Source organism: Streptomyces diastaticus subsp. diastaticus (genome assembly GCF_011170125.1).
In the GTDB taxonomy this organism is placed as follows: domain Bacteria; phylum Actinomycetota; class Actinomycetes; order Streptomycetales; family Streptomycetaceae; genus Streptomyces; species Streptomyces diastaticus.
The window spans coordinates 2,462,501-2,488,166 of record NZ_BLLN01000005.1; the positions used below are offsets into that span (position 1 = coordinate 2,462,501).

Consider the following 25,666-nt stretch of genomic DNA (forward strand, 5'->3'; position numbering starts at 1 on the left):
ACGATCAGGGAGACGACGACGGACGGGGCCCACCAAGTGCGGGTGCGGTGGAGGGCGGCAGCTGGGAAGTCGTGGGGGTAGAAGCCGGTCAGATCCGCGTGGTCCGGCGCGGCGGGTGCGGTGCCCACCCCTGCTCCTGGCGCGGCGGAGAGATGGGGCGGTCGGGCGCGGCCGAGTCGACGAGGGAGGGATGAGTGGTGACGCGCTTGGTAGAGGGAGACGAGTGCGTCCCTCGGGGCGGGTGAGGCGGCGTCGGCGCAGCAGGGTTTCAGGGGGCGCCCTTCCGCTTCCTGTGATGGGGGGGCGGTGCGGGACGTCAAGGACCGTCCCCGAGTGCCCCTCCTGGTGAGACGGACCCGGGCGGGGCGTTCGACAGCTTGGCGGACTGGCCGCGCGGGACAGGCCCGGCCGAGAGGTGGCACGGTGGGCGGGCCGGTGGCGGGTGAGGCCGTCCGTTGGTGCTGCGACCTGCGAAGTTGCTGAGCCGTGGTGCGGCGGTGTTGAGCGGCCTGCTTGTGACCTGGCCGGCCTTCTTGCCGGCCATGGTGGGAGGGCGGCCGTCGCCACGGCTTCACCGGGCGAGGCGGCGGTGGCGGCGATCTCCGTCGCCGTCTTCCTCCTGGTGCGGTTCGGTGGGCCGATCGCCGTCCAGGGCCCTCGGACACGGGCGGTCGCTTCCAGCTCTACCCGCGGACTGCGGGTGGTCCGGGAGGGATGGATCCCATCCGATTGCGGCACGCCTCGGTGCGCGGTGCCATGGCTGCGGTGGAGCTGCTGTTGACGATGGGCGCGGTGGCGTGTGCGGCCTCGCTGGTGTCGGAGCGGGGCCGGCGGGTCGGGTGGGGGGCGCTGATGGTGCGGGAGCGGGTCCCGGTAGGCCGAGCCCTTGAGCGGGGCGCCCCTACCGTGGCCCGCCGCCCGAACCCTGGCCCCGCCGAGCGGGTGAGGGACTGGACCTGTTGTCCACTCCCGATGCCCTGTGGCTCGCGCCGCGCCAGTACCTGGCCGGTGCCGGGCGGGGTGGGCGCGGGGCGCAACGTGGCAGCGGAGGCGTACGAACGCCGGGAGCGGGAGCGCCGGAAGGCGGCGCCGGTCCGCGAGGGTAGTTCGGGGCGGTGGTCCCGGAGGCCGGGACGCGTGGGGCCGTACGAGGGAGGGGCGGGGCGGGGTGCGAGGGGTCGGCGTCGGAGAGGGCCGGTGGGGTGGAGCGTCCGGGTCCGGGGGCGGCGACCGGGGTGGTGCCGCCGGTGCCCCGGTGCAGCGGTGCTCGCCGGGTCAGTCGGTGAAGCGGGTCGGGGGTGTCTCCAGGTCCTCGAGTTCGACGCCGGGGGCGCTCAGGACCACGTCGCCGGCGAGGTGGACGGTGTGCTGTTCCCCGGTTTCGACATCGCCGACGAGGTACTCGTCCACGGTGAGGGGACCGTTGTCAGTCGCGTGTGTTTCGCTCGTCCGCAAGGCCCACTGCTGATCGAGTGTGCGGGGAGCGAGGGCCTGGCCGGTGAAGGAGACGAGGCGGACGCGGGTCGGGGGTGACGTGGTCGTGAGGTGCAGCAGGCGGGCGGTGGCGACGAGGAAGGCCGGGGAGTTCCCGGTGAAGGCGTGGGCGGCGACGGTGCCTTCGGTCGCCTCCTCGCCGACGGGGTCGGTACGGACCCAGGTGACGCCGTCGAGGGCGCCGCCCCGGACCTGCCAGCCGCCGGAGTGCAGTTCGAGGCGGAGCGGACGGCCGAGGTCGTCCAGGGTGAGGTCGACGGAACCGAGGTGCTCGGGGCCGTCCGCCGGATCGGGGACGGCGGGCCCGGTGCCGTGCGCGTGAGTGCCGGACGCCGGGGTGTGGGCGGTGAGTTGGGCGACGTAGCGCCAGCCGTGCGGGCCTGGCGCGCAGTGGAAGTGTTCTTCGGCGAGGGGGGTGTGGTCGTGCGGATCGTGCAGGGAGTAGCGGCCTTTGGGCATGGGCTGCGGGTCCTCGTGGGTGGCCGGTATGGGGACAGGCCCCCGCCGGGGTGGCGGGGGCCTGCGGTGTGGCTGCGGGACCGGTGGTTCCGGCGCCGGACGGCGGGGCCGGCACGGCGCGCGGACGCGGCCGGGCCGGGGTCAGTACCGGTAGTGGTCCGGCTTGTACGGGCCTTCGACGGAGACGCCGATGTAGGCGGCCTGCTCCGGGCGGAGGGTCGTCAGCTTGACGCCGAGGGCGTCGAGGTGGAGGCGGGCGACCTTCTCGTCGAGGTGCTTGGGCAGCACGTACACGTCGGTGGGGTACTCGTCGGGCTTGGTGAAGAGCTCGATCTGGGCCAGCGTCTGGTCCGCGAAGCTGTTGGACATCACGAACGACGGGTGGCCGGTGGCGTTGCCGAGGTTGAGCAGACGGCCCTCGGACAGCACGATGATGACCTTGCCGTCGGGGAAGGTCCAGGTGTGGACCTGCGGCTTGACCTCGTCCTTGACGATGCCGGGGATGGCGGCGAGGCCGGCCATGTCGATCTCGTTGTCGAAGTGGCCGATGTTCCCCACGATGGCCTGGTGCTTCATCCTGGCCATGTCGGAGGCCATGATGATGTCCTTGTTGCCGGTGGTGGTGACGAAGATGTCGGCCTGGCCGATCACGTCGTCGAGCGTGGCGACCTGGTAGCCGTCCATCGCCGCCTGCAGGGCGCAGATCGGGTCGATCTCGGTGACGATGACGCGGGCACCCTGACCGCGCAGGGACTCGGCGCAGCCCTTGCCGACGTCGCCGTAGCCGCAGACGACGGCGGTCTTGCCGCCGATGAGGACGTCGGTGGCGCGGTTGATGCCGTCGATCAGGGAGTGGCGGCAGCCGTACTTGTTGTCGAACTTCGACTTGGTGACGGCGTCGTTGACGTTGATCGCCGGGAAGAGCAGCACGCCGTCGCGCTGCATCTCGTAGAGGCGGTGGACGCCGGTGGTGGTCTCCTCGGTGACGCCGCGGATCTCCGAGGCGAGCTGGGTCCACTTCTGCGGGTCCTCGCCGAGGGTGCGGGTCAGCAGCTGGAGGATGACGCGGTGCTCGTCGGACTCGGCGGTGGCCGGGTCGGGGACCTTGCCGTCCTTCTCGTACTGGACGCCGTTGTGGACGAGGAGGGTGGCGTCACCGCCGTCGTCGAGGATCATGTTGGGGCCGCCGGTGGGGGTGTCCGGCCAGGTCAGCGCCTGCTCGGTGCACCACCAGTACTCCTCCAGGGTCTCGCCCTTCCAGGCGAAGACCGGGACGCCCTGCGGGTTGTCCGGGGTGCCGTTGGGGCCGACCGCGATGGCGGCGGCGGCATGATCCTGGGTGGAGAAGATGTTGCAGGAGGCCCAGCGGACCTCCGCGCCGAGGGCGGTGAGCGTCTCGATGAGGACGGCCGTCTGGACGGTCATGTGCAGCGAGCCGGTGACGCGGGCGCCGGCCAGCGGCTGGGACGCGGCGTACTCCTCGCGGATCGACATCAGGCCGGGCATCTCGTGCTCGGCGAGGGTGATCTCCTTGCGGCCGAACTCCGCGAGGGAGAGGTCGGCGACCTTGAAGTCGTGCTGCTGGGCGGTTGCCATGGTGGGCTGCTCCTCGTATCGGGTCGAGGGTGGGTACGGCTGACAGGGCGGACGGGCGGACACACCGGTGCCCGGCCACCCGCGCTCGCAGTCCGTCGGAGGCCCTCTCTCCCTCGGCCGGCCCGGTGGGGGCCGCCCGACCGCCATCAGCAGCGACGTCTGTCTCGGGGACCGAATCTACACCGATCGGGCCCGCGGGCCCCAGTCCGCACCGGGGTCTGCGGCGATCGTGCAGGTCAGTGCGGTGAGGAATCCGGGGCGGGAGTCATACCGGGGTTGGTGCCGCGCTTGGCGGCCGCCTCGTCGTAGAGGTCGGGTTCGAGGTAGATGGCGCGGGCGATGGGGACGGCCTCGCGGATGCGGGCCTCGGCGGCGTTGATGGCGGCGGCGACCTCGGCGGCGGTGTCGTCGTGCCGGACGGCCAGCTTGGCGGCGACGAGCAGTTCCTCCGGGCCGAGGTGGAGGGTCCGCATGTGGATGACGCGGGTCACGGTGTCGCCGTCGACCATGGCGGCCTCGATCTTGCGGACCTCGTCGACGCCGGCCGACTCACCGAGCAGGAGGGACTTGGTCTCGGCGGCCAGGACGATCGCGATGACGATGAGGAGGACGCCGATGCACAGGGTGCCGACGCCGTCCCAGACCCCGTTGCCGGTGGCGAGGGCGAGTCCGACACCTCCGAGGGCGAGGACCAGGCCGACCAGGGCGCCGAGGTCCTCCAGCAGGACCACGGGCAGCTCGGGGGCCTTGGCCCGGCGGATGAACTGGCTCCAGCTCTGCTTGCCGCGCAGCGGGTTGGACTCCTTGATCGCGGTACGGAAGGAGAACGCCTCGGCGATGATCGCGAAGACCAGGACGCCCACGGGCCAGTACCAGTGCTCGATCTCGTGCGGGTCCTTGATCTTCTCGTAGCCCTCGTAGATGGCGAACATGCCGCCGACGGAGAAGAGGACGATGGAGACGAGGAAGGCGTAGATGTACCGTTCGCGCCCGTAGCCGAAGGGGTGCTGGGGGGTGGCCTGGCGCTGCGCGCGCTTGCCGCCGACGAGCAGCAGGCCCTGGTTGCCGGAGTCGGCCAGCGAGTGGACGCTCTCGGCCAGCATCGAGGACGACCCGCTGAAGAGGAAGGCCACGAATTTCGCCACCGCGATGGCGAGGTTGGCGGAGAGTGCCGCGACGATCGCTTTGGTGCCGCCTGACGCGCTCATGGTTTCTGGGTCCCAATCCCTTGGTCGTCCCGGGCCGCGGGGACGGTCCGGGTGCCGCGGCCCGGACGGGCCGGGCCGCGGCGGGACATTGTTGCAGCAGCCGGGAGAAGGGGGTGCGGGGTCAGGTGAGGGCGGTGGCGCGGAAGACCGTGCCGGGGCCGCGGAGTTCCACCGGCTCGCCCGCCGGGACGAAGACGGACTGGCCCGGGCCGAGGGCGAGCTCCCCGACGGTGGGGGTGCCCTCGGTGCCCAGCAGGATCTGCGGGGTGGTCAGGGTCAGGTCGCGGCCCGGCGTGCCGGGGGCGAGGACGAACCGGGAGAGCCGGAAGTCCTGGACGGGAGTGTCGTAGACCTCCTCGCCGTCCGGGGACGCCTCGGGGCGCAGGACGGCGGGGACGGCCGGGTCGAACCGGACGATCCGCAGCAGTTCGGGGACGTCGATGTGCTTGGGGGTGAGGCCGCAGCGCAGCACGTTGTCGGAGGCGGCCATGATCTCCACGCCGAGGCCGCGCAGGTAGGCGTGCGGGACGCCGGCGCCGAGGTGGAGGGCTTCGCCGGGTTGCAGGCTGACCTGGTTGAGGAGCATGGCGGCGAGGACGCCGGGGTCGCCGGGGTGGTGGCGGGCGAGGTCGGCGTAGGTGGCGTGCGGGCCGCCGAGGCGTTCGCAGGCGGCGGCCGCCTCGGCGACGGTGGCGGCCATCTCCTCCCGGTCTGCGGTGAGGACGGCGGTGAGGACCTCGCGCAGGGCGGCCTGCTCGGGGTGGGCGCGCAGCAGGTCGACGTACGGCTTCAGGGAGTCCAGGTCGAGGGCGGCGAGGGTGTCGGCGGCCTCGGCCGGGGCGCGGAAGCCGCAGAGCCCGTCGAAGGGGGTGAGGGCGCAGACGAGTTCGGGCTTGTGGTGCGGGTCCTTGTAGTTGCGCTCGGGAGCGGTGCGCGGGACGCCGCGGCGCTCCTCGTCGGCGTAGCCGGACGCGGCCTGGTCGCTGTCGGGGTGGACCTGGACGGAGAGGGGCGAGTCCGCCGCGAGGAGTTTGAGGAGGAAGGGGAGCTGGGGGCCGTAGCGGGCGGTGACGGCGGGACCGAGTTCACGCTCCGGGTCGGCCGCGATGAGGTCGGCGAGGGAGCGCGGGCCCTCGCCCCGGTCGACGAGGGAGGGGGCCCCGGGATGGGCGCCCATCCAGAGTTCGGCCTGCGGTTCGCCGGTGGGCTCGGTGCCGGTGAGGTGCGGGATGGCGGTGACGGAGCCCCAGGCGTAGGGGCGGACGGTGTTCTGGAGGCGATCCATGGTGTGGCTCCACAGGCGTCGGACGAGGGGGCCGGCCCGCTGCCGGGGTGGGTCTCGGGCGCGGCCCGCGGTGGGTGCGTCGGGGCGGCCGGGCAGCGGCGGACCCGGTGCCCGGTCATGATCGGGGGGTGGTGGCGAGCGCGAGGTAAACGGCGGCGAAATCCGTGGTGGCGATCAGCTCCGCGGTGGCGGCGAGATCGCCGCCCTCACCCGGTTCGAGTTCGCTGAGCGGGGCCGAGTGGGCGAGGGCGAGTTCACGGGCGGCGGGGGCGGCGGTCAGGCCGCCCGGCGGCCGGTCGCGGAGCAGGACCACGCGGGCGCGCGGCGGGCCGGGCTCCTCGACGCGGTCCCGGAAGAAGTCGTCGGCGTCGGTGGCGTCGGCGCTGCCCGTGACGAGGAGCGCGCCGTGGGCGGCAAGTGCCTCCGGGAGGGCCGCCGTGAGGGCGGGGCGACCGGCGAGTTCGGCGAGGACGGCGGTGAAACGGCGACCGATCGGTCCGGCGCCCGGTCCCTCGGTCCAGACGAGGGGCAGGGACTCGGCCAGTTCTGCGGCGAGTGTCTTGGCGGGGTTGGAGTAGGCGGCGACGGCGGGGCCGCAGCGTTCCGCGGTGGTGTCGAGACGGTCGGCGAGCTCGTGGACGGCGTCGGCGTCCGCGTCGACCAGGCCGGTGCGGTCGAGGAGGAGCAGCAGCGGGGTGAGCAGGGCCCAGAAGGCGCCGGGGGCGGCGGTCGTGCCGTTGGCGTACGCCTCGACGGGCTCCTCCTCCAGTACCTCGCCCGGAGCGGTGGCCATGGGGACGGCCAGACCGTGGGCGCCCTGGACCGCCTCGGCGACCGGGGTGCGGTCAGGGGCGACGGCCACGACGGTGCAGCCGCGTCGGTACGCCTGTTCGGCGAGGAGGGCGAGGCCGGGTTCGCCGCCGTCGTGGGTGGCGATCAGGAGCAGGTCGACCGGGCCGGCCCAGCCCGGCAGGGCCCAGCGCAGGGCGCCCGCGGCGGCGGCGACGCCCGTCGGGGCGAGCGGGACCACGGGGCAGGCACCGCCGGCGAGGGTGCCGAGAAGGTCGGCGGCGGCGGTGGCGGCCGTACCGGGACCGGCGGTCAGCACGGTGCGGGGCCTGCCGTCGGGGCGTAGCCCGGTGATGCCCGCCTCGGCGGCGAGGCGGGCCGCCGTACGGACCCGGGCGCCCGCGCCGGCCGCGTCGCGCAGGAGGCCGCGCGGGTCGGCGCGGGTGAGTGCCTCGGCGTCGTCGAGCAGGGTCTCGTCGAACATGGGAGGGGCCTCCGGTTCGCTGGCCGGGCGCGCCTCGGGGCGGCGGGCCCGTGCGGGTGCTCCTGCGTCTGCCCCGGGGTGGCGCGGCCTACCTCGTCGGGGCCCGGCCGCGCCGCGTGCGGGGGTGCTGTGCGGTGTCGTGTCCCGCGTACGCGGGTACGGCTCGTCCGCCCTGGTCAGGCCGGGCGGCGGGCCTCGTCGACGAGGAGCACCGGAATGCCGTCGCGGACCGGGTACGCCAGTGCGCAGCCCTCGCCGGTGCAGAGCAGTTCCAGGGTGGAGCCGGTCTTCGACTCCTCGAGGGGGGCGTGGCACGCCGGGCAGGCGAGGATTTCCAGGAGGCCGGCTTCGAGTGCCATGGGGGGTCCCTTCGGGGTGCGGTTGGGCTCGCGGCCCGCTTGATCAGAGCCTACCGGTGGGGAGGTGGGGTGTGGCTTCAGGTGTGGCCGGGGTGTGGCTTCGCGGCTTGCCCCGCCGAGCGCCGGCCGGGCTGCCGGCCGGCCGGGCTGCCACGGGGAGCCTCGGTCCGTTCGGCCGTGGCGGTCGCGGGGTGCCCGGCGCCCGCGGGGCCGGGGCCGCGTGACCGGTCGTCGCCGGGCCGACGGGCGCAGACGGCCTCGTGAGCCGGCCGGGGTGGTGCGGCCCTGTGAGGAGGCGCCGTCCGGCTGAGCGGCGACCGCCGGCTGGGAGACCGCTCCCGGGCCGGCGGATCCGGCGGGCCGGGTGTCCGCCCGGGCGGTGGGACGGGACGGGGCCGGTGCCGGTGGTGTCGGGTCGGGTGGCTGTCGAGTCAGCGGCCGTTCCAGGGAGCGGGGAACGGGCGTGGGCGGAGTCGTGTCGGTGGGTGGGCTCCGTCACCGGGCGGAGCATTGCGCGAGGGTGGCCGCGGCGTTGCGGCGGGCGGCGGCGGAGGTGGTGGGTGGTTCCGGAGGTGCACCGCGGGTCGTCGCGCAAGGACACGCGGGTGGTTCAGGGCCGTGGACGGGGTCGGGGCCGCGCCGGTGGTGGTGGGGCATTCGTACGGAGGTCGGTGTTCACGGGGTGCGAGCGACGGGGCACCTCGTGTACCCGGTGGCGTGGGTGCCGGACGTCGGGGAGAGCGTGGCGGGGCTGGGCGGGGCTCGGCGGCGTCGCGGGAGGCGGTGGTCCTGTGCGGGGAGGAGGGGGCGACCGGGTTGTGGCCCGTGGCCACCGGGGTGCCGTACGGGGACTGTCCCGCACCGCTCGCCGACCGCGCCGTGGGCTGTCGCGCGAGCAGGGGCCAGGGGGGCGGGAGCGGCGTGCCGGAGCGGCAGGAGTGGAGGACGACCCCCTCGACGTACGGGGTGTGTGTGCCCGGGACCGTGCGATCGCCCCAGGGTGCGGCGTACGGCCGCGCGGTGCGGCGAGGTGCGGGAGTGGCGGACCGGCCACTCCCCGTCCGGCGGGCGGCCGGGGCTCGCCGGACTCGTACGGGAGGTGCTCGCCGGGCTCGGGGGGACGGCGTGGAGGCGGACCCGCGCCCCCGCTACGGGCGGACTCGTGCGCCGGTGCCCCGCAGGGGGAGGGCGGGCGCCGGCGGGGCCTGGGTGGCGGGCGCGGCGCGGGCCGCCGTCTCCCGCCCGAGGACCCTCGCCCAGGCCGCTCTCCGCCGATCCCCACGCCCCCGGCACCCGGCGGCCGACCGCCGCTCACCCGGTCGTCGGCCCGTCCAGCGACCGGCGCTCGGGGCGCCGCCCGCCGTCACCCCCGGACCAGGTGCAGGACGTCCTTCGTGAGGCGCTCCAAGGTGGTGCGGTCGCGGGCCTCGGCGTTGAGGCGGAGGAGGGGTTCGGTGTTGGAGGGGCGGAGGTTGAACCACCAGTCGGGGGTGGTGACGGTGAGGCCGTCGAGGGTGTCGGCGGTGGCGCCGGGGTGGTCGGCGTAGGCGGCGCGGACCTGGGCGATGGTGGCCTGCTGGTCGGTGACGGTCGAGTTGATCTCGCCGGAGCCCGGGTAGCGGTCGTACTCCGCGACGAGGGCGGAGAAGGGTTCGGGCTGGCCACCGAGGGCGGCCAGGACGTGGAGGGCGGCGAGCATGCCGGTGTCGGCGTTCCAGAAGTCGCGGAAGTAGTAGTGGGCGGAGTGCTCGCCGCCGAAGAGGGCGCCGGTGGCGGCCATCTCTCCCTTGATGAAGGAGTGGCCGACGCGGGTGCGGACGGGGGTGCCGCCGTGTTCGCGGACGACCTCGGGGACCGACCACGAGGTGATGAGGTTGTGGATGACGGTGCCGTGACCGCCGTTGCGGGCCAGTTCGCGGGCGGCGACCAGAGCGGTGACGGCGGACGGGGAGACGGGCTCGCCGCGTTCGTCCACCACGAAGCAGCGGTCGGCGTCGCCGTCGAAGGCGAGGCCGAGGTCGGCGCCCTCCGCGCGGACGCGGGCCTGGAGGTCGACGAGGTTCTTCGGGTCGAGGGGGTTGGCCTCGTGGTTCGGGAAGGTGCCGTCCAGCTCGAAGTAGAGCGGGACGACCTCCAGGGGCAGGCCGCCGAGGACGGTGGGGACGGTGTGGCCGCCCATGCCGTTGCCCGCGTCGACCACGACCTTGAGCGGGCGGACGGCGCTCACGTCGACCAGCGAGCGCAGGTACGCGGCGTAGTCGGCGAGGGTGTCGCGGCGGTCGAGGGTGCCGGGGGCGGCGACGGGCGCGGGGGCCGAGGCGGGGTCGTCCAGCCAGCCTTCGGCGAGGGCGCGGATCTCGGCGAGGCCGGTGTCCTGCCCGACGGGGGCGGCTCCGGCGCGGCACAGCTTGATGCCGTTGTACCGCGCCGGGTTGTGCGAGGCGGTGAACATCGCGCCGGGCAGGTCGAGGGCGCCGGAGGCGTAGTAGAGCTGGTCGGTGGAGCAGAGGCCGATCTCGACCACGTCGAGGCCCTGCTCGGCGGCGCCCCGGGCGAAGGCGTGCGCGAGGCCGGGCGAGGAGGGCCGCATGTCGTGGCCGACGACGATCGCCTTGTTGCCCGCGGGCACAGCGGTGACCTGGGCGAAGGCGGCGCCGAAGAGGGCGGAGAGGTGCTCGTCCCACTGGTCGGGCACGACTCCGCGTACGTCGTACGCCTTGACGATCTGTGAGAGGTCCGCGGTCACGGCTGGCCCTTCTTGCCGGTGGGGCTGCTTTCGGACCGCCCAAGCTACCCGGCGGGGGCGGCGGGGCCGCCGGGCGGGCGGACCTGGCCGGGTGGGCGGGGCCGGCCGGCCCCTACAGTGCCGGGATGACGTGGGTCAGGGAGATGGCGGTGGGCGACGCCGCGGCCGTGTCGGCGGTGCGCGTGGCCGGGTGGCGCGCGGCGTACGCCGGGGTGATCCCCGGCGCGTACCTCGACGCGATGAGCGTGGAGCGGGACGCCGCGCTGCGGGAGGAACGCTTCGCCGCGGGGCGGGCGGCCGGGCTGTGCGACCTGGTCGCGGTCGGCGCGGACGGGCAGGTCGTCGGCTGGGCCTGCTGCGGTCCGCGCGACACCCCCGGAGCCGGGCCGGGGGCGGGCGAGGGCGAGCTGTACGCCCTCTACGTGCGGCCCGCGCTGCTGGGCCGGGGCGTCGGCCGCGCGCTGCTCGGGGCGGTCCACGACGAGGCGGCGGGGCGTGGCTGGGGCGCGCTGGTGCTGTGGGTGGTCGAGGCCAACGCCCGCGCCCGCCGCTTCTACGAGGCGGGCGGATACCGGGCGGACGGGGGCGCGCAGGACGAGGAGTACGAGGGGGTGGTGGTGCGGGAGGTGCGGTACCGGCGGATGACGGGGCCACCCCCGGGCGGGTCCGGCCAACCCTCGGACAGGGCCCGGGGGTGCCTGAGTTCCCGCACAGCGCCCACGGCGCCCGGCACGCGCGCCCGCCCCACCGGGCGATAGCCCGGGTACGTCCGGTACGAGAGCTTCCGCCCGGCGTGCCGAGCGCACGCACCGGACACCGCGCAGGGCCTTGAAGCCATCCCCCTAGGCCAGCATCCACCCCAGGACCGCCGTGCTCTGGCCCACCACGATCAGGCACATGACCAGCAGGAGCCCCAGGCTCCAGGGCAGCACCTTGCGCAGGAGGTCGCCCTCCTTCCCGGCGAGGCCGACGGCGGCGCAGGCGATGGTGAGGTTCTGCGGGGAGATCATCTTGCCGAGGACGCCGCCGGAGCTGTTGGCGGCGGCGAGGAGTCCGGCGGACAGGCCCGACTCGCGGGCGGCGGTGACCTGGAGGGCGCCGAAGAGGGCGTTGGCGGAGGTGTCGGAGCCGGTGACGGCGACCCCGAACCAGCCGAGGACCGGCGAGAGGAAGGCGAGGCCCGCGCCGGCCGCGGCGACGGTGCGGCCGATGGTGGCGGCCTGGCCGGAGAGGTTCATGACGTAGGCCAGGGCGAGGACGCTGACCACGGTGAGGATGGCGAAGCGGAGTTCGTGGACGGTGCCACCCCACTCACGCAGCGCGTCCTTGGCGCGGACACCGAGGACGAGGGCGGTGAGCAGGCCCGCCACCAGGACGAGGGTGCCACCGGTGGCGACCAGCGGCAGCGAGAAGACGTTGGCCCCGACCGCCTGGCCGTTCGCGTCGGACACGTCGAGGAAGGGCCAGTCGAAGGAGTGGGTCGCCTTGGCGAGGAGTTCCTTGACCGGGGGTACCTGGGCCAGGGAGAAGACGGCGACGATGAGCGCGTACGGGGCGTACGCCCGGTAGATCTCGGGGCGCGGGTCGTCGTGGTCGAGGTCGTCGCTGCGCACGCCCTGGAGGACCGAGGCGCGGACGGCCTCGTCGGCCGGCTTGCGGGCGCTCGGCACCAGCATCAGGGCGGCGGCCCCGGCGAGGGCGGCGGCGATGTCGGCGAGCTGGGCGGAGAAGTGGTTGGCGGCGAGGAACTGGGCGGCGGCGAAGGCGAGTCCGCAGGCCAGGGCGGGCAGCCACGTCTCACGCAGCCCCCGCCTGCCGTCGACCAGCCAGATGAGGACCAGCGGCACCACGAGGGCGAGCAGCGGGGTCTGACGGCCCACCACCGAGGCGACCGAGTCCAGCGGCAACCCGGTGACCTGGGCCAGCGTCACCACCGGGGTGCCCATCGCGCCGAAGGCGACGGGGGCGGTGTTGGCGACCAGGGCGACGACGGCGGCGCGGACCGGGTCGAAGCCGAGGGCGACCAGCATCACGGCGCTGATGGCGACGGGCGCGCCGAACCCGGCCAGCGCCTCCAGCAGGGCGCCGAAGCAGAAGGCGATGACGAGTGCCTGGATGCGGGGGTCGTCGGAGACGCGGCCGAAGGAGCGGCGGAGGATGTCGAAGTGCCGGGTGCGCACGGTCATGCGGTAGACCCAGAGCGCGTTGACGACGATCCACATGATCGGGAAGAGGCCGAAGAGGGCGCCCTGGGCGGCGCCGGAGAGGGTCTGGCCGAGCGGCATGCCGTAGACGAGCCAGGCGACGAGGGCGGCGACGGCGAGGCCGAGGGCGCCTGCCCGGTGTGCCTTCATGCGGACGGCGCCGAGCAGGACCAGCACGGTCACCAGCGGGAGGGCCGCGACCAGGGCGGAGAGCGGCAGGGAGTCCGCGACGGGCTCCAGGGGTTGGACGAACACGCGTGCCTCCTGGCGGGGGTGGGGTGGGGCGCGGTTGCTGTTCGTACGTGCCGGGTGGTGCCGGGGGTGCGGTGCTGCCGGAGGGGCTGCGGGGAGGACCGGGGGAGGGGGCGGGCGCTGTTTTCCGGTGGGCGGAAGCTGATCTCCGGTGGTTGGGCATGGTTGTGGCCGCCGGAAGAGTTCGTCAATGGGGTGAACGAAATCGGCGCCCGGTCGCGGTGACCGGGCGCCGTGAGCGTCCGTGCGAGTCGGGGCGGACCCGAGGGGGCGCCGGGGTCAGGAGTCCGGCGAGCGGAGCACGCGCAGGTGGCCGCGGCGGGTGGAGGGCAGCTGCTGGTCCGGGGCGGGGCGCGGTGCCGGGTCCGGGGCGCGGCGGCCGGGAGCGGCCGGGCGGTCCTGCGGGCGGGCGGCCTCGCGGACGGCGTCGGCGAGGGCCTCCAGGTCGTCGCCGCTGGGCCGGGCCGGGCCGGCGGAGTCGGCGAGACGCACGACTTCCCAGCCTCGGGGCGCGGTCAGACGCTCGGAGTGCTCGGCGCACAGGTCGTAGCAGTGCGGTTCGGCGTAGGTGGCGAGCGGACCGAGGACTGCGGTCGAATCGGCGTAGACGTACGTCAGTGTTGCGACGGCAGGGCGACCGCACGCGGTGCGCGAACAGCGACGTACAGGGCTCACGATGTTGGACGGTACCGCACTCTTGAACGGGCCGCGACGACTCTCCCCCCGCCCACGTCCCCGTGTCGGTGCCCGGACGGGTCCGGCGCGCCCCTTCTGAGGTGGGGCGATGCGGTGGGGAGCGGTGGGCGGGGCGAGGGGGTCGGGAGAGCCGCGGGGGTGCTGGGGGGCCTTCCCGCCGGGTTCGCGCCCCGGTTTGGCCGAAACCGGCCGACGCTTCCGGGGGTGGCGGCCCGGCACTCCGGGTGCCGGCCATGTGCGGCGGACTACGCTGCGACGGTGATGGACGACGTATCTCCGGGCCCGACGGACCCCGCGAGCGGGTCGGACGCCGCAGGGCGCCCCGACGACGCCGCGGGTTCACCCGCCGTGCCGCCCTGCCCGCCGCCCGGCGGTCCGCGCCCGCGCCACCGCGACCGGCACGGGCGCGGTATGCGGGGGCCGGTGGCCCCGCCCCAGGTGCCGCTCTCGGCGAGCAGGGCGCAGGTCTTCGACGACTTCGTGCGGGACGCGGTGGAGCGGCTGGAGCGGCACGTGCCGCAGATCGCCGACATCGACTTCCTCGTCCAGGAGGTGCCGAGGCCGCAGGGGGCCGGTGACGACTGGCTGGACGAGGCGGTGCCGCTGGGCGCCGCCGTGGGCGCCCGCAAGGGCCGGGCCGCGCAGGTGGTGGTCTACCGGCGGCCGGTGGAGATCCGTGCCAGGGGCCGCGACGAACGGGCGCTGCTGGTGCACGAGATCGTGGTGGAGCAGGTGGCGGAGTTGCTGGGCCTCACGCCGGAGGCGGTCGACCCCCGCTACGACGAGGGGGACTGACCGGCGCCGCCCGCCCCGCCGGCGGTGTTCCGGGGGCGGGGCGGGCGGCGGTGGCGACGGGCGCGGGGCGCCCGGCTCAGTCCAGCAGGACCCGCATCTCCGGGCGGGCCGCGGGGACGGTGACCGTGCCCCGGTCATCGGTGAGGTTCTGGACGGTGAACATCGGCACGCCGTCGGCCTCGTCGCCACTCAGGGTGAGGGTGCGGGAGGCGTGCACGGGGCCGCCGGAGACGGTCTCGACGGTCAGGGCGTAGGTGCCCTTCAGCGAGTCCGGCACGGGGATGGCCGCGGCCAGGGTCCGGCCGGCGCCGACGGAGTACGTCTTGGTGGCGGGGGTGCCGCCCTCGGTACCGGCGGAGGCGGTGACCCGGACCTTGGCGGCCTTGCCGGGCGCGGTCAGGGCCAGGTGGGTGCCCTTGGCGGCGTTGCCCGTGACCGTGGCGCGGTCACCGACCGGGCGGGCGGCCGGGATGAAGGCGCTCTCCTGGTCGGCGCCCTTGCCGCGCAGGACGCGGACCGCGGCCACCACGGGGGTCTTCCCGGAGTCGCCGCTGGGCGTGAGCACCAGGGAGCCGGCCTCCCCCCGGGTGAGTTCACCGAGGTCGACGGCGGTGGTCATGCCCGACTTCAGATGCAGGGTCTCGTGCCCGGCGGGGGCGAGCGCGCCGTTGGGCCCGGCGAGGGAGACCTTGAGGTCGGCGTCGGCGGAACCGGGCGCGAAGGCGACCAGGCGGACCGCGGTGGCATCCTTGGGGATGCCGGGCAGCACGACGGAGTCCGAGGGTTCGGCCGAGGGCGCGATCCAGTCACCGCCGAGCTTGGCGTCCAGGGCCTGCACGGCGGCGGCGACCCGGCCGCTGCGCGCGGAGACGTGCACGGTCAGGTTGGTCTGCGGCTTGCCGGTGAGGGTCGAGAGGAGCACGGGGACGCTGGAGCCCGGCGGCACCTGGATGCCCTCGCCGACCTCGGAGTCGAGCGCGCCGTCCTTGCCGTGCAGCTCGATGTCGACCACCGCGGCCGAGTCGTCGGGGTTGGTCAGGTGGAGGTAGTCGCTGCGGTCCTCGGCGGTGGAGGCGCCGGGGAACCAGAAGTCGGTGTCGGGCGCGGAGCAGCCGAGCCCGTGCAGGCCCCGTCCGGCGCCGGCGGGGAAGACGGTGGTCTGCTGGGCGCTCCAGCCCGGCGCGAGGCCGCCCTCGGCCAGCCCGATCAGCGCGGGCGCGCCGGAGCCGTTCTCCTCGGCGGTGACCGGGGTGCCCTGCTTCTTCACGGCGAGGAAGGGCTTGGCCTCCTTGCCGTCCTTCGCACCCTTGCCCTCCCCGTCCTTCTCGCCCTTGTCGTCCTTGTCGGCGAGGGCGCGGGCGGCCGGGACCAGGGCGGCGGTGCCCGAGCCGGCCGAGACCTCGGTCTTCGGCGTGTACGCGGTGTACGTCGTCTCCGCCAGCTCCGAGCTGCTGGGCGCCGGGCAGAGCAGCGAGGAGCGCTCCACCGGCTGCTGGGCGGCCCGGCCGGCGGTGGCGGGTCCCTCCTCGGGGGCGGCGACGGCGGCCACCGAGGTGATCGCCGCGAGCGCGGCGCCGGCCGCGATCAGGGACAGGGTGGTGCGCTTCACTGCTGGCTCCCGTCGGGACGCTCACGGCCGTGGCCGTGGGGCGGCTGCTCGTACTGCCCGTACTCCGGCGCCGCCGGGTCGTGGCCGCCGTAGCCGTGCTGCGGCTGCTGCTCGTACCCCGGGTGGACCTGCTGGCCCTGCTGCCAGCCGCCCTGCTGGTACGGGTCCTGGGCCTGCTGCCGGTACGGGTCGTAGGCGTTCGGGTCGTGGCCCGGCCGGGGCGGGTGGCCCTGCTGCGACGGGTCGTAGCCCTGGTCCTGGTAGCCGTACGGGTCGTAGCCGCCCTGCTGGGGGGCGACGGGCTCGTAGGGCGCGGGGGCGGCGGGGGCCGTCCAGGCCGGTTCGGGCTCCTCGGGGGCGCCGTCGCGCTGGGCCGGCAGCCCGGCCTCGGGCTCCTGCTCCGGAGCGGCGGCCTGGGCCTCCGCCTCGGCCTGGGCGCGCAGGCGGCGGGCGCGGCGGCCCTCGCCCTCGACCGGCTGGGCGGGGACGGGCGCGGGCTCGTCGGGCAGGTCGTCGTCGACGGTGCGGCGACGGCCGGGCAGGGCGAGGACGACCAGGACGAGGCCGAGGAAGCCCTGCGTCCAGATCCACACCGTGTGGGTGAACGGGTCCTCGAAGGTGACGTCGAGGCGGCCGCCGCCCTCGGGCAGCGTGAAGCCCTGCGCCCAGTCGTCGACGGTGACCCGCTCCAGCGGTTCGCCGTCGAGGGTGGCGGTCCAGCCCGGGTCGGCGGTGTCGGCGAGGCGCAGTACGCGTCCGGCCGGGCCGGCGGGGAGCTCGGTGTGCAGTTCGACGGGGCCCGCCGCGACCGGCAGCGGTTCGCCGGAGCCGTCCTTCGCGACCACGGCGGCGCGCGAGACCTGCCGGTCGACGCGCCACAGGGCGCTGCCGTCCTGCTGGCTGAGGCGGGTCAGGCCCGGCGTCGAGTCGAGAACCCGGCTCATCTCGCGCGGCGAGCCGTCACGGACCAGGACGTAGCGGACGGCGAAGCCGCCGAGCTGGTCGGCCTGGTCGGCGCCGGACCCGGCGACGAGGCGGGCCACGACGGTGGAGAGCCGGTCGTCGGACCCGGCGGCGGCGGCCAGTTCGGCGTCGCCGAGCCGCCCGCCGGAGCCGCGTACCAGGGCGTAGCTGACCTCGGCGGCGGAGTCCCCGGCGAGGACGAGGGTGCGGGCCTGGTCCTGGGTGCGGCTCTCCTCGGCGACGAACGCCGGGACCTGCACCGGGTCGCGGCGCTCCAGCGGGCCGTCGGCCCCGGCGGCCATCCAGGTGAGGGCGGCGGCGGCCGGGCCGAGGGCACAGGCCAGCGCGATCAGCGCGGCCAGCGGCTGGCGCCAGCCGAAGCTCTGCTCGGCGACCCTGTGGCGGGCGCCGTCGGCCCCCACCAGGGCAGCCCCGAGCAGGGCGGCGCCCTGGACGAGGCCCGCCGGTCCGGCCCAGCCGGAGCCGCTCGCGAGGACCGCGAGGAGCAGGGCGGTCAGGGCGACGGCCCAGGCGGTGAGGATGGCCCGGCGCCGCTCCTCGCGGAGCAGGGCGGCGAGTGCGGCGGCGACCACGCCGAGCAGCGGGAGCCCGCCGAGGGTGCCGGGGCCGCCCGGCGAGGCGCCGAGCAGGTCGAGGGGCCCGGGGGCGCCGCCGGAGGTGTCGAGGCCGGCGGTGTGGAAGAAGCCGAACGGCAGCAGCGTCAGCGACCAGGGCGCCAGCACCAGCAGCGGGGTGGCGAACTGGGCGACGAACCGCGGGGCGTAGGTGCGCAGAGCGCTCCGGCGCAGCACCAGCACACCGACGCCGAGGACCAGCGCCAGCGGCCACACCATCGGCGTGAAGGCGGTGGTCAGCGTCAGCAGCAGGGTGTACGCCCAGGTGGCGCGCCAGGTACCGGGGTGGCCGAGGAGCCCGGCGGCGGAGAGCCCGGCGCGGGCCATGACCGGGAGCAGCACGGCGAGGACGGCGGTGCCGAGGTGGCCGCCGGCCAGCGCGCCGGTGACGGCGGGCAGGAAGGCGTAGGCGACCGAGCCCCAGGCGCGCAGCAGCCGGGAGGGGACCAGGGAGCCGGAGGCGAGGTAGGCCGCGCAGCCCGCGAGCGGGACGGAGGCGACCAGGACCACGGTGACGGCGGTGTGGGTGGAGCCGAGGAAGAGCGCGGCGAGGGTGGCGAGCAGCGCCAGGTAGGGCGGGGCGGGCTCGGTGGTGCCGGTGCCAACGGCGTGCCAGCCGTCGGCGTACCGGCCCCAGAGCTCGCCGAGCTGGTCGGGCACGGGCAGCAGGGCGCCGCCCGCCAGCGCGCCGCCGCCGAACAGGGCGCGGCAGGCGACCAGCGAGGCCAGCAGCAGGACGGCGAAGAGGACCGGGCCCGGCCTGCGGGCGAGCCGCTTGAGGCGGGCGAACTGCTCGACCTCGAGGAAGTCGGCGTCGTCGCCGCCGGGGCCGGACTCGACGGCTCCGCCGTGGCGTCCGGCGCCCGGGGCGTCGGCGTCGGAGCCGCGGGTGAGGTTGCCCGCGACCTGTTCGACGGCGGCCCGGACGGTGGCGCCGGGCGGCGGGAACAGCGGCCGCAGCTCGGCCGGTTCGACGGAGCCCTTGCCGCGTCTGCGGCGGGCACCGAGGACGCGGCCGGGGCGCAGCAGCGTGCCGAGCAGACCCGAGATCTCGTCGACGGCCTGGCCGGGGGCCTTGCCCACGAGGTAGGCGAGGGTGCGGGCCAGGGTGCCGACGACCAGCCGCAGCAGGACCCACGGCAGGACGGCGGTGCGGCTGTTGACCAGCAGCGTGTGCACGGCGCCGGCCTTGTCCACACGGTGCGGGCTGGTGGTGCCGCGCCGGGCGCAGTCCACGGTGCGGCGCTCGCGGGAGGCCGCCTCGGCGTGCCGGAGGACCGCGTCGGGGGCGACCAGCACCCGGTGGCCGGCGGCCTGGGCGCGCCAGCAGAGGTCGATGTCGTCGCGCATCAGGGGCAGGGCGCGGTCGAAGCCGCCCAGTTCCTCGTAGACGTCGCGGCGGATCAGCATGCCGGCGGTGGAGACGGAGAGGACGGGGCGGACGTGGTCGTGCTGGCCCTGGTCCTGCTCGCGGCGGTCCAGCCCGGTCCAGCGGCGGCCGCTGTGCGCGATGGTGACGCCCACTTCGAGGAGCTGGCGGCGGTCGTACCAGCCGCGCAGCTTGGGACCGACGATGGCGACGTCGCCGCCGGCCTCCCGCTCGGCCTCGACGGCGCCGAGGAGTTCGGCCAGCGCGTCCGGGGCGGGGGCGCAGTCGTCGTGCAGGAGCCAGAGCCACTGCTCCGGTTCGCCGTAGGGCAGTTCCGGCAGGTCGTAGTTCTCGTCGTGCCACTGGCGGGTGACGGGGTCCCAGCCGCCGGGCCGCTTCAGGTAGGGCAGGTCGTCGGGGGTGAGGACGCCCGCGGCGCGGACGGCCTCGTCGACGGCGGTGCCGAACCCGGTGCGCCGGGCCATGTGGAGGACCCGGTCGTCGCCGAAGGCGTCGGTCACCAGGCGGGCGGAGTCGTCGGCGCTGCCGGTGTCGGCGGCCACGGCGTTCTGCACCGGCCGCTCCTGGCCGAGGAGCCCGGCGAGGGCGTCGGGGAGCCAGCGGGCGCCGTCGTGCGTGACGAGCACGGCGGTGACGACGTGGCGCGCGTAGGCGGGTGCGCTGGTGGGGTCGAGGCCCGGGAGGCTGGTCGGGGAGGCCGTCATGGCGGCGGCCGGGTCCGACATCGACCCTGCGGAGGCGGCCGGGTACTGGGCCGCCGAGTGGCTGTGCACGGACATCGAGGTACGGGCCCCGGTTCGGTGGACTGCGGTGACGCCCGCCGCGGGCGGCCGGGAGTCTCGGACGGGGCCCCACACTAACGGCACCCCGGTGGGGTGGTTGCCGCGCCGGCTCGCGCGGGCTCGCCCCGGGGGCGGGGAGTTGGGGTGGCCACGGCCGTCGGCCGGGCCCGGGACCGCGAGACCGGCGGGGCCGGGAGGCTCCGTGCGGGATCGGGGCGGCGGGCGGCGGAGCGCTGGGACGGGCGCTCCGCTCGGGAGCCGGGGCCGTCGGGCGGGCCTGCCGGGGTGGCCGGTCGTGCCGGACGGCGCTGGGGCGTCCTGCCCGCGGAGGGACGGCGCGGGCGGGGGTGGTGCGGGGTGGGGCGGCGGCCAGGGCCGGGGCCTCGGGGCCGTGCGGCTCGCGGGGCCGTACGGGTCGTGCGGTGGAGCGGACGCGCGCTCGTGCGGGGTGCGCGGGCGTGCGGGTGGTGCGGGTCCTGCGGCCGTACGCGCCGGATGCCGTACGGGTCGTGCGGTGGTGCTGGCCCGCGTGGAGCGGGCCGGGCGCTGGCGCCCGGGTCAGACGGCGGCCTTCTTCAGGCGCCGCCTCTCGCGCTCGGACAAACCGCCCCAGATTCCGAAGCGTTCATCGTTGGCGAGCGCGTATTCGAGGCATTCCGAACGGACTTCACAGGCGAGGCAGACCTTCTTGGCCTCACGGGTGGAGCCGCCCTTCTCGGGGAAGAAGGACTCGGGATCGGTCTGGGCGCAGAGTGCGCGCTCCTGCCAGCCGAGTTCTTCGTCCGCTTCCTCGACCAGCAGTTGTTCGAACAGCTCGGTCATTAGCGCCCCTCGTCTGTCTTTATGTCCCCGTGATGCTGTCGTTACCGGTTCCGGCCGGGCGACACGAGTGAAATTACAGGTGCGCCGATCCGGGCGAGTCAAGCCGGGATCTGCTATTGAGCGCCTTATTCACTCTGCGGAACCAAGCCTTCGCGGTAAGTGTACAAATCGTCCTAAAGCCGTATCTTTTTCGTCACGCGGCGGGGCGGGGGGCCGGAAATCCACCCCCGCACGGCCTCCGCGGGCCGTTCGCCGACCCCTTCCCACGAAGGGGACGCCACCCCCCGGAACCGCGTTGCACGAGCACCGCCGAAGCGAGCTTGATCACAGCGCGGTCACGAGGAGGCAACGGCGCTCGCGGCCGTCGGCCCGCTGCTCGACCTGGTGCGCCGTGTGTCCCGGGAGGCGGGTGCACAAACCTTTCTCCCTGCCCGTCAACCGGATGTGATGAAAGATAAGGCGCAATCCGGACCATGAGTTGACATCGCGGGTGTCAGCCGGTCTCCTGTGGGGCATGCTCGCGAATTCGGCGCTTTCCTGGACCCGCACCGTCGGCTCCATCAACGCTGCCCACTCCTGCGAGCCCTGTCCGCGGAGCCTCTGTCCCTCCGCCGCCGGCTGTCGCCCCGCCGGCCCCGACTGCCGCTGACCGCACCGGCCGCCCGTCCGCGGGCCGCCCCGCGCAGCACCCCGTACCGCACGAGGACCGACCGGTCCGCCCCCGGCCGCACCACGGCCCGGTGGCACCGGCCTACCCGTACGCCGCACCCCGGCTCGGTACGCACGCGACGGCCCCCGCCCACCCCGCGCCCGGCCGTCCGGCAGTCGGCCTCCCTCCGCACTCCCCCGCGCCCACCGGCGGGCGGCCGACCGCCCGCCTCTCCCCGCCGAGGACCCCCGCGCCATGAACCAGGACAGCGACCTCCAGATCGCCGGAGACCTGCTGGAAGTGCAGCACCTGCTGCGGCCCGCCCCCGAACACCCGAGCACCGTCGCCGGGTTCGTGCGGCTCGCCCGGACCGTCGCCGCCGACCGGGCGCGCTGGGCGCCGCTGGTCGCGTACGACCCGACCAGCCGCTGGTACCACCGGCTCCGCACCGGACCGGGGTACGAGGTGTGGCTGCTCTCCTGGCTGCCCGGGCAGGGCAGCGGGGGCCACGACCACGGGCGGTCGGCCGGTGTCATGGCCGTCCTCGTCGGGGCCCTCACCGAACACACGCCCGGCGGACGCGACGTGCTGTGCCCCGGCAGGCACCGCGTCATCGCGCCCGGCCACGCCCACGAGGTGGTCAACGACGCTCTGGAGCCCGCCGTCAGCCTCCACGTCTACTTCCCCGGGCTGACGAGCATGCCGGTGCGCACCCTGGAGCGGGCCACGACCACCCCGGCCGGGCAGCGGGCACGCCTGACACACTGAGGCCATGCGCATTGTGGTTCTGGCAGGCGGCATCGGCGGCGCCCGGTTTCTTCGCGGTCTCAAGGCGGCGGCCCCGGACGCGGACATCACCGTCATCGGCAACACCGGTGACGACATCCACCTCTTCGGGCTGAAGGTCTGTCCCGACCTCGACACGGTCATGTACACCCTCGGCGGCGGCATCAACGAGGAGCAGGGCTGGGGGCGGACCGACGAGACCTTCCAGGTGAAGGACGAGCTGAAGGCGTACGGCGTCGGACCCGACTGGTTCGGCCTCGGCGACCGGGACTTCGCCACGCACATCGTGCGCACCCAGATGCTCGGCGCGGGCTACCCGCTCTCCGCCGTCACCGAGGCGCTCTGCGAGCGGTGGCGGCCCGGGGTGCGGCTGCTGCCGATGACCGACGACCGCGTCGAGACGCACGTCGCCGTCGACCTCGACGGGGAGCGGCGCGCCGTCCACTTCCAGGAGTACTGGGTGCGGCTGCGGGCCTCCGTCGACGCGCTGGCCGTCGTCCCCGTCGGCGCGGAGCAGTCCAAGCCCGCGCCCGGCGTGCTGGAGGCGCTGGCCGAGGCCGACGTGGTGCTCTTCCCGCCGTCCAACCCGGTGGTCAGCATCGGCACCATCCTGGCGGTGCCCGGCGTCCGCGAGGCGATCGCGGAGGCGGGTGTGCCGGTGGTCGGCCTCTCCCCGATCGTCGGCGGCGCCCCGGTGCGCGGCATGGCCGACAAGATGCTCTCCGCGATCGGCGTCGAGACCACCGCGGCGGCCGTCGCCGAGCACTACGGCTCGGGACTGCTCGACGGCTGGCTCGTCGACGGTGCCGACACGGCGGCGGTCGCCGAGGTCGAGGCGGCGGGCATCCGGTGCCGCGCGGTGCCGCTGATGATGACCGACGTGGAGGCCACCGCCGCCATGGCCCGCGAGGCGCTCGCCCTGGCCGAGGAGGTCCGCGCGTGAGCGCCGCGCCCGCCTTCCAGGTCCGGGCCGTCCCCGGCCTCCCCGAGGTCGGCGAGGGCGACGACCTCGCCGAGCTGATCGCGGCCGCCGCCCCCACCCTGGCCGACGGCGACATCGTCCTGGTCACCTCGAAGATCGTCTCCAAGGCGGAGGGCCGGGTGCTCGCCGCCGACTCCCGCGAGGCCGCCATCGACGCCGAGACCGTCCGGGTCGTCGCCCGGCGCGGCCCCCTGCGCATCGTCGAGAACCGGCAGGGCCTGGTCATGGCCGCCGCCGGCGTCGACGCCTCCAACACCCCGGCCGGGACGGTGCTGCTCCTCCCCGAGGACCCCGACGCCTCGGCCCGCGCCATCCGCGCCGGGCTCGCCGAGGCGCTCGGCGTGGAGGTGGGCGTGCTCGTCACCGACACCTTCGGACGCCCTTGGCGCAACGGCCTGACCGACGTGGCGATCGGCTCCGCCGGGGTCCGTGTCCTGGACGACCTGCGCGGCGGCACCGACACCCACGGCAACCCGCTGCACGCCACCGTGACCGCTCTCGCCGACGAACTGGCCGCCGCCGGCGACCTGGTCAAGGGCAAGTCCGAGGGGCTGCCCGTCGCCGTGGTCAGCGGGCTCGGCACACTTGTCGGCGACGAGGAGGCGGGCGCGCGGCAACTGGTGCGCGTCGCCGCCGACGACATGTTCCGGCTGGGCACCTCCGAGGCCGTCCGCGAGGCCGTCACGCTGCGGCGGACGGTCCGCTCCTTCACCGACGAACCGGTCGATCCGGGCGCCGTCCGCCGGGCCGTCGCGGCCGCCGTCACCGCGCCCGCGCCGCACCACACCACGCCGTGGCGGTTCGTGCTGCTGGAGTCGGCCGCCGCCCGCACCCGGCTGCTCGACGCGATGCGCGACGCCTGGATCGCCGACCTGCGTCGCGACGGCAGGAGCGAGGAGTCCATCGCCAAGCGGGTCCGCCGCGGCGACGTGCTGCGCAACGCCCCGTACCTGGTCGTCCCCTGCCTCGTCATGGACGGCTCGCACACCTACCCGGACGAGCGCCGGGCCGCCGCCGAACGCGAGATGTTCGTGGTCGCCGCCGGAGCCGGAGTGCAGAACTTCCTCGTCGCGCTCGCCGGGGAACAGCTCGGCTCGGCCTGGGTCTCCTCCACGATGTTCTGCCGCGAGGTGGTCCGCGAGGTGCTTGAGCTCCCGGACGCCTGGGACCCGATGGGCGCCGTCGCCGTCGGCCGCCCCGCCGCCCCGCCCGCGGCCCGGCCGGGCCGCGACCCGGAGGCGTTCCTGACGGTCCGCTAGGGGGCGTCTTCCCCGTCCTGCGCGGTGGCCGCGGTGTCCGGTGCGTGCTCTCGGCACGCCTGGCGGAAGCTCTCGTACCGGACGTACTCGGGCTTCCGCCCGGTGCGGCGGGAGTCGTCGCCGGGCGCCGTGCGGGGCTGTGAGGCCCCCCTGGGAGTCTCTTCGCATCCTGTGGGACGGCCGCGGTGGCCGGTGCGCTCTCGGCGCACCGGGCCGGGGTTCCCCGGAGAGGTCCTCGTAGCGGAGCCGCCCGGGCCTTCGGCCGGGGCTGGGAGTGCGTGCCGGGCGTGGTGCGCGAGGTGCGGAGCCCTCGGGGGAGGACACCTCCGCCCCGCCCCGCCGCGCTCAGAGCCGCGAGATGTCGCTGTACGGCATCTTCGGCGTCCGGCGCGGCGGGACGCGGCCCGCCAGCAGGATCAGCCGGGCCGCCCGGTGGCGCTGGCCCGCGTACGGGGCCAGCAGCTCCAGCATGGCCGCGTCGTCGGTGGTGCGGTCACCGGTCAGGGCGTAGCCGATGATGCCCGGCAGGTGCAGGTCGCCGGTGGTGACCGCGTCGGGGGCGCCGTGGGTGCGCTGGACGACCTCGGCGGAGGTCCACGGGCCGATGCCCGGGACCGCCTCCAGCAGGGCCGCCGCCTTCTCGGGGGTCAGCTCGGCGGCGCGCTCCAGCCGGGAGTGGAGGCGGACGGCGCGCAGGATGGTGGCGGCCCGCTTGTCGTCGACCCCGGCACGGTGCCACTCCCAGGACGGGATCAGCGCCCAGGCCCGGGGAGAGGGCATGACGGCCATCCGCTCCGGGGCGGGGCCGGGCGCCGGTTCGCCGTGCCGGGTCAGCAGGCGGCGCCAGGCGCGGTACGCCTCGTCCGCGGTGACCTTCTGCTCCAGCACCGACGGGATCAGGGACTCCAGCACGAGGCCGGTCCGGGTCAGCCTGAGGCCCGGGGCGCGACGGGCCGAGTCGGCCACCAGGCGGTGCCGCGGGGTGAACGCCTCCGGGGTGTCGGCGGCGCCGAGCAGCTCCGGAAGCCGGTCCAGGAACCAGTCGGCGCCCACGCCCCACGCGGTCGCCTCCACCCGGCCCGCCCGCACCGCGACCCTGAGCGTCGCGGTCCCCTGCGGGGTGCGGCCGGCCCGCCACACCGCCCGGTCCCCGGTCAGCCGGAACGCCGGGTCACCCGGACCCCGGCGCAGCACGCCCAGCACCAGGCCGAGGTCGAGCGGATAGGGCGGGGTCCAGCTCCGGGACCGGGCCACCGCCTCGGGCCTGGCCGCGGCGGTGGCCCGCGTGGCCGCGCGGAACGCCCGGGCGCCCGTCGGGTCGGGCCGGGTGTCGGGGCCGGGGGTGCCCCCGCTCGTGCCGTACGGGGCACGGGGCCTCGGGGGGAAACGTCCTGCCATGCGCCAGAGCGTACTGGCGCGAGG

The 25,666-nt window shown here is 75.6% G+C and carries 18 protein-coding genes; 5 read left to right on the plus strand and 13 right to left on the minus strand.

Annotation, left to right across the window (positions count from 1 at the left end; all coding sequences use genetic code 11):
- Positions 1-1,275: 1,275 nt before the first annotated feature.
- The 7 genes from Sdia_RS27915 to Sdia_RS27945 all read right to left on the minus strand — a co-directional run bounded on the left by Sdia_RS27915 (position 1,276) and on the right by Sdia_RS27945 (position 10,420).
- A complete protein-coding gene (locus Sdia_RS27915; RefSeq protein WP_115067915.1) occupies positions 1,276-1,953 on the minus strand; it encodes a hypothetical protein in 678 nt (225 codons plus the stop codon).
- A 141-nt stretch (positions 1,954-2,094) separates the two neighbouring features.
- Positions 2,095-3,549, minus strand: coding sequence for an adenosylhomocysteinase (ahcY, locus tag Sdia_RS27920; RefSeq protein ID WP_100456558.1), 1,455 nt, complete (start codon positions 3,547-3,549; stop codon positions 2,095-2,097).
- A 236-nt stretch (positions 3,550-3,785) separates the two neighbouring features.
- Complete coding sequence (locus tag Sdia_RS27925; RefSeq protein WP_100456560.1) at positions 3,786-4,757, minus strand: cation diffusion facilitator family transporter; 972 nt, start codon at positions 4,755-4,757, stop codon at positions 3,786-3,788.
- Positions 4,758-4,878: 121 nt separating this feature from the next.
- Positions 4,879-6,042: a mannose-6-phosphate isomerase, class I gene (gene manA / locus Sdia_RS27930; RefSeq protein ID WP_100456562.1), complete on the minus strand. Its 1,164-nt coding sequence runs from the start codon at positions 6,040-6,042 to the stop codon at positions 4,879-4,881.
- Between the two features lie 115 nt (positions 6,043-6,157).
- Entirely contained in the window at positions 6,158-7,315 is a 1,158-nt protein-coding gene (locus Sdia_RS27935; protein ID WP_100456564.1) for an SIS domain-containing protein, read from the minus strand.
- 176 nt (positions 7,316-7,491) lie between these two features.
- Entirely contained in the window at positions 7,492-7,674 is a 183-nt protein-coding gene (locus Sdia_RS27940; RefSeq protein WP_100456566.1) for a Trm112 family protein, read from the minus strand.
- A 1,363-nt stretch (positions 7,675-9,037) separates the two neighbouring features.
- Positions 9,038-10,420, minus strand: coding sequence for a phosphomannomutase/phosphoglucomutase (locus Sdia_RS27945; RefSeq protein WP_100456568.1), 1,383 nt, complete (start codon positions 10,418-10,420; stop codon positions 9,038-9,040).
- Positions 10,421-10,545: 125 nt separating this feature from the next.
- Between Sdia_RS27945 and Sdia_RS27950 the strand changes: the two genes are divergently transcribed.
- Entirely contained in the window at positions 10,546-11,178 is a 633-nt protein-coding gene (locus Sdia_RS27950; protein WP_100456570.1) for a GNAT family N-acetyltransferase, read from the plus strand.
- A gap of 84 nt (positions 11,179-11,262) precedes the next feature.
- On the opposite strand, the gene Sdia_RS27955 is transcribed toward Sdia_RS27950, so the two are convergent.
- Together Sdia_RS27955 and Sdia_RS27960 are read right to left on the minus strand one after the other, a co-directional pair.
- Positions 11,263-12,879 (minus strand): L-lactate permease, encoded by a 1,617-nt coding sequence (locus Sdia_RS27955; protein ID WP_189500551.1) that lies wholly within the window; start codon positions 12,877-12,879, stop codon positions 11,263-11,265.
- A 276-nt stretch (positions 12,880-13,155) separates the two neighbouring features.
- Positions 13,156-13,551 (minus strand): DUF3499 domain-containing protein, encoded by a 396-nt coding sequence (locus tag Sdia_RS27960; RefSeq protein ID WP_100456574.1) that lies wholly within the window; start codon positions 13,549-13,551, stop codon positions 13,156-13,158.
- A gap of 432 nt (positions 13,552-13,983) precedes the next feature.
- Here Sdia_RS27960 and Sdia_RS27965 point away from each other — a divergent pair, with 432 nt between their 5' ends.
- Complete coding sequence (locus Sdia_RS27965; RefSeq protein WP_100456576.1) at positions 13,984-14,367, plus strand: metallopeptidase family protein; 384 nt, start codon at positions 13,984-13,986, stop codon at positions 14,365-14,367.
- 76 nt (positions 14,368-14,443) lie between these two features.
- On the opposite strand, the gene Sdia_RS27970 is transcribed toward Sdia_RS27965, so the two are convergent.
- From Sdia_RS27970 to Sdia_RS27980, 3 genes are all read right to left on the minus strand, one after another.
- The gene (locus tag Sdia_RS27970; protein ID WP_100456578.1) at positions 14,444-15,976 is read right to left on the minus strand and encodes a DUF5719 family protein; all 1,533 of its coding nucleotides are present in this window, start codon (positions 15,974-15,976) and stop codon (positions 14,444-14,446) included.
- Positions 15,973-19,743, minus strand: a complete 3,771-nt coding sequence (locus tag Sdia_RS27975; protein WP_189500550.1) for a glycosyltransferase family 2 protein — start codon at positions 19,741-19,743, stop codon at positions 15,973-15,975. Before Sdia_RS27975 ends, Sdia_RS27970 begins: the two co-directional genes overlap by 4 nt.
- Positions 19,744-20,304: 561 nt before the next feature.
- Positions 20,305-20,568, minus strand: coding sequence for a WhiB family transcriptional regulator (locus tag Sdia_RS27980; RefSeq protein WP_003950432.1), 264 nt, complete (start codon positions 20,566-20,568; stop codon positions 20,305-20,307).
- Positions 20,569-21,472: 904 nt separating this feature from the next.
- Between Sdia_RS27980 and Sdia_RS27985 the strand changes: the two genes are divergently transcribed.
- Genes Sdia_RS27985 through Sdia_RS27995 form a run of 3 tightly spaced genes read left to right on the plus strand, consistent with a single transcriptional unit; the run spans position 21,473 to position 24,244 of the window.
- The gene (locus Sdia_RS27985; protein WP_100456582.1) at positions 21,473-21,985 is read left to right on the plus strand and encodes a cysteine dioxygenase; all 513 of its coding nucleotides are present in this window, start codon (positions 21,473-21,475) and stop codon (positions 21,983-21,985) included.
- Positions 21,986-21,989: 4 nt separating this feature from the next.
- On the plus strand, positions 21,990-22,946 hold the full coding sequence (cofD, locus tag Sdia_RS27990; RefSeq protein WP_100456584.1) for a 2-phospho-L-lactate transferase: 957 nt from the start codon (positions 21,990-21,992) through the stop codon (positions 22,944-22,946).
- The gene (locus tag Sdia_RS27995) at positions 22,943-24,244 is read left to right on the plus strand and encodes a coenzyme F420-0:L-glutamate ligase (RefSeq protein ID WP_124287633.1); all 1,302 of its coding nucleotides are present in this window, start codon (positions 22,943-22,945) and stop codon (positions 24,242-24,244) included. The genes cofD and Sdia_RS27995 overlap by 4 nt, the downstream gene beginning before the upstream one ends.
- 345 nt (positions 24,245-24,589) lie before the next feature.
- Here Sdia_RS27995 and Sdia_RS28000 read toward each other — a convergent pair whose 3' ends face one another.
- Positions 24,590-25,642, minus strand: a complete 1,053-nt coding sequence (locus Sdia_RS28000; RefSeq protein ID WP_100456588.1) for a DNA-3-methyladenine glycosylase family protein — start codon at positions 25,640-25,642, stop codon at positions 24,590-24,592.
- Positions 25,643-25,666 lie beyond the last annotated feature (24 nt).

Bases quoted from the DNA above. Each gene is read 5' to 3' on its own strand.
- Sdia_RS27915 (WP_115067915.1), bottom strand. From the start codon at position 1,953: ATGCCCAAAGGCCGCTACTCCCTGCACGATCCGCACGACCACACCCCC.
- ahcY (WP_100456558.1), bottom strand. From the start codon at position 3,549: ATGGCAACCGCCCAGCAGCACGACTTCAAGGTCGCCGACCTCTCCCTC.
- Sdia_RS27925 (WP_100456560.1), bottom strand. From the start codon at position 4,757: ATGAGCGCGTCAGGCGGCACCAAAGCGATCGTCGCGGCACTCTCCGCC.
- manA (WP_100456562.1), bottom strand. From the start codon at position 6,042: ATGGATCGCCTCCAGAACACCGTCCGCCCCTACGCCTGGGGCTCCGTC.
- Sdia_RS27935 (WP_100456564.1), bottom strand. From the start codon at position 7,315: ATGTTCGACGAGACCCTGCTCGACGACGCCGAGGCACTCACCCGCGCC.
- Sdia_RS27940 (WP_100456566.1), bottom strand. From the start codon at position 7,674: ATGGCACTCGAAGCCGGCCTCCTGGAAATCCTCGCCTGCCCGGCGTGC.
- Sdia_RS27950 (WP_100456570.1), top strand. From the start codon at position 10,546: ATGACGTGGGTCAGGGAGATGGCGGTGGGCGACGCCGCGGCCGTGTCG.
- Sdia_RS27965 (WP_100456576.1), top strand. From the start codon at position 13,984: ATGCGGGGGCCGGTGGCCCCGCCCCAGGTGCCGCTCTCGGCGAGCAGG.
- Sdia_RS27975 (WP_189500550.1), bottom strand. From the start codon at position 19,743: ATGTCCGTGCACAGCCACTCGGCGGCCCAGTACCCGGCCGCCTCCGCA.
- Sdia_RS27980 (WP_003950432.1), bottom strand. From the start codon at position 20,568: ATGACCGAGCTGTTCGAACAACTGCTGGTCGAGGAAGCGGACGAAGAA.
- Sdia_RS27985 (WP_100456582.1), top strand. From the start codon at position 21,473: ATGAACCAGGACAGCGACCTCCAGATCGCCGGAGACCTGCTGGAAGTG.
- cofD (WP_100456584.1), top strand. From the start codon at position 21,990: ATGCGCATTGTGGTTCTGGCAGGCGGCATCGGCGGCGCCCGGTTTCTT.
- Sdia_RS28000 (WP_100456588.1), bottom strand. From the start codon at position 25,642: ATGGCAGGACGTTTCCCCCCGAGGCCCCGTGCCCCGTACGGCACGAGC.